This is a genomic window from Pseudomonas endophytica (genome assembly GCF_001411475.1).
Lineage (GTDB): Bacteria > Pseudomonadota > Gammaproteobacteria > Pseudomonadales > Pseudomonadaceae > Aquipseudomonas > Aquipseudomonas endophytica.
The window spans coordinates 1-3,263 of record NZ_LLWH01000109.1 but is presented as its reverse complement, the minus strand read 5'-3'; the positions used below and the strand labels follow the sequence as shown (position 1 = coordinate 3,263).

The following is a 3,263-nucleotide window of genomic DNA, read 5'->3' as shown; positions in this document are numbered from 1 at the left end:
TGATGCAGCACGCGCCTGAGTGCAAGCAGGCGCGTCAATTTCAATCAGTAAGCCGCCGTATAAATCGCCAACGCATCCTCCTCCAGCACTTCACGCGGGTTATTGACCAGCAGACGCTGCTGTTGCATCGCATTGCGCGCCAGTTCTGGCAGGCTTTCGCGCGTAACCCCAGCGTCGCGCAAGCGCAGTGGCAGCTCAACAGCGGTGTGAATTCGCTGTAACTCCTCGATAAATTGTGACGCAGCATCGTCTGAAGTCAGCCGTTCTCCTAACACGCATGGTGCCAATTCGGCGTAAAGCGCCTGCGCATGGGAGCGGTTAAAAGCCAGCACGTGATTGAGTACCAGCGCATTAGAGAGTCCGTGAGGCAAGTGGAACTGGATGCCCAGCGGGTAGGCCAAAGCATGCACTGCCGCCACCGGGGCGTTGGCGAAGGCTTGTCCGGCCAGGCAGGCGCCCAGCAACATGGCTTGGCGTGCTTCAAGGTTGTGCGGTTCGCGCACGGCTCGCTCAAGGTTGGCACTGAGTAAGCGCAAGGCTTCGCGGGCCAGTAAGTCGGAGATCGGGTTCTTACGCAGTTTGCTGGTATAAGCCTCGATGGCGTGGACCATGGCGTCGATGCCGGTTGCGGCGGTGACCGGGCCTGGCAAGCCGACCGTTAATTGCGCATCTAGGATGGCCAAGTCCGGTAGCAGTTGGGGGGACACCACGCCGGATTTACCGGTGGCGGTAGTGACGATGGAAATGGGCGTAACTTCCGAACCGGTGCCCGCTGTCGTCGGCACTTGGATCAGCGGCAGTCGGGCACCGCTGGCTTGATTGACGCCGTAAATGTCGCTCAGGCTCTGGCGTTGTTGCGGGTGAGCTAGGTAGGCGACCAGTTTGGCGGTGTCCATTGAGCTGCCGCCGCCAAAGCCGACGATCAGTTCGGCGTCGATTGCCCGCGCTTGTTCAGTCGCGGCCAACACCAGTTCCTCAGCCGGATCGGCCTGCACGTCGCTGTACACGTGTAGGTTGATACCCGCAGCGGCGAAGCCCGGCAATACCGCGTCCAACAGGTTGTGGCGCAGGATCCCGGCGTCGGTTACTAGCAATACATTGCGCGCGCCTCTGGCGGCACAATCTTCGGCCAGTTGGGCAGCCGCGCCGCTGGCGCAGATCAGATGAGCGGTGGTGCTGAAATTGAACGCTTGCATATAAAACCTCTGCGTATTCGTGGGTGCACTGACATGCTTATTCGGGTTGAGGGGGCAGACCGGCGTCAATAATGGTCTGCGCCACCGCTTCCATGCTGGTACGGCTGGCCATGGCGTCTCGTTGCAGGCGGCGATGGGCGTCGTTTTCACCGATACGATGACGCGCCATCAGCAGGGCCTTGGCCATGGAAATCTTCGACACCGCCGGTTGCCGGGTCTGCAACTTGCGCAGCTGGGCCAGCATGTCGATGCGCGCGCGCCAAGCAGCACGGGCCATCAGCAACTGGGTCAACAAGCCAAAGGGCCGTAACGGGCGCTCGATCACCGCAGCGGGCTGGGTTTCTAGCACCAATTGCAGCATTGACGGGTTTTCATAGCCGACCACAGCGATAATCGGCGGCGCCTGCTCACTCAAACTTTCGACCAGCGCCTGAGTGTTCAGACGCTGGCTGAGTTCAACTGCGAGCAGCACCACGTCGGTGTTTGCGGGCAACTGCGCGGGTACCGGCCAGCATTGCTCGACGATGCAGCCGATGCGCGGCAACTGGTCCAGCACCACGCGGGCTTCGGCGTCTACCGGGTGAATCACCAGTACCCGCAGGCCCTTGAGTTCACGCAACAGTGAAGGAGCGCTGGTCATCTGGCCCTCCTGCCACTCATGGCTGCACGTCCAGTTTGTAGTCGATCATGTAGGGGCTGGGTTTAACTGGCTGCTCACTTTGCACCACCAGTTCAAAACGTCGCTGATGGTCGAGGCGAGCAATGCGGGGCCACAACCAAGTGTGCTGAGTGTGTGTGTCAATCTGCACCCGGCCCTGCGGGGCGTCGAACTGCGCACCGGCCAGGCTTTCGCGCAGCGCCTCAATGGACAAACGCTCTGCGCGGCGTGCCGCTTCGGCAAACAGGTGCACTTGGAAGTACGCCGCCTCAGCCCCAGCCGTTAAGGGTGCCGCTTCACCGTAGCGCGCCCGGTAACGCGCGACGAACGCTAGGCTGGCGGGTGTTTGCAACGTCGAGAACCAAGGCGCTGCCGACACATGACCTTCGGCTTCTTCAGCGCTCATGCGCAGTACGTCGACCTCGTTGGTGGCGAGGCTGACGATGGGCATGCGCGCCGGGTCGAATCCGGCTTGGCGATAGGCGCGGTGCAAGGCCGGGATGTCACTGCCAACGATGGTCGAGTAGATCGCATCCGGTGCCGTGGCACGCGCCTGCTGCATCACCCGCTCAAAGTCCTCGGCGGTGGCATGGAACGGCAAGTAAATCTCGTCCACCACTTCGCCGCCCGCCTGCTCGAACAGTTCTCGCATGATGCGATTGGACTCAAACGGATACACATAAGAGCCGCCGACAAACAGCACGCGATTGCCGAAATGCTCCAACACGTACCGGGCCAGTTGCACCGAGTTTTGGTTGGGGGCGGAGCCGGTGTAAAAACACCAAGGCGAGTATTCAAACCCTTCGTAGAGCGTGGGGTAGAACAGCAAGCGACGGCGACTTTCTACCACCGGCAACACCTCTTTGCGGGTGCTCGACATATGCGTGCCAAACAGCACTTGCACCTGATGTTCGTCGCACAGGCTCACGGCGCTGTCGCGGTAGTCCGCAGGCTCTGCGCCAGGGCGCCCGTCCACCGGCACCAGCGGTCGGCCTTGGATGCCACCGCCAGCGTTGACCTCGGCGATGGCCAAGTGCGTGGCATTGGCCTGAGTTGTTTCTGAGGCCGCGGTCAGGCTGCTCTCGGAAAACAGTAGGCCAACTTTGTATTCAGAAGGGTTCATGACGTCAGGCTTTCCCAGTCGATATGCTGCTCAAACGCGTGCCCCACTTGATACAGGATGGCTTCATCGTAGTCCCGCGCCACCAACATCATGCCCACCGGTAACCCGTCGGCAAGCCCGCAAGGAATCGACAAGGCTGGGTGCCCAGTGACATCGAACGGCGCAGTGTTGGCGTTCATTTCCAACGCACGCTGTACCCATTCGCTGGCCGAAGCGTCTGCGGCAGGCAGTTTGGGGGCCTTCAACGGCACGGTCGGCATCAGTAGCACGTCGAAGTCTTGCAGGT

General features: G+C 61.1%; 4 protein-coding genes. All 4 read right to left on the bottom strand.

The window, feature by feature from the left end:
- Positions 1-44: 44 nt before the first annotated feature.
- Entirely contained in the window at positions 45-1,196 is a 1,152-nt protein-coding gene (locus tag AQS70_RS08265; RefSeq protein ID WP_055102370.1) for an iron-containing alcohol dehydrogenase, read from the bottom strand.
- A gap of 37 nt (positions 1,197-1,233) precedes the next feature.
- Positions 1,234-1,836, bottom strand: coding sequence for an ANTAR domain-containing response regulator (locus AQS70_RS08260; RefSeq protein ID WP_055102369.1), 603 nt, complete (start codon positions 1,834-1,836; stop codon positions 1,234-1,236).
- Between the two features lie 16 nt (positions 1,837-1,852).
- Positions 1,853-2,977: a transporter substrate-binding domain-containing protein gene (locus AQS70_RS08255; RefSeq protein ID WP_055102368.1), complete on the bottom strand. Its 1,125-nt coding sequence runs from the start codon at positions 2,975-2,977 to the stop codon at positions 1,853-1,855.
- A partial coding sequence (locus tag AQS70_RS08250; protein WP_241492815.1) for an amidase family protein occupies positions 2,974-3,263 on the bottom strand: 290 nt, incomplete at its 5' end. The genes AQS70_RS08255 and AQS70_RS08250, both read right to left, overlap by 4 nt.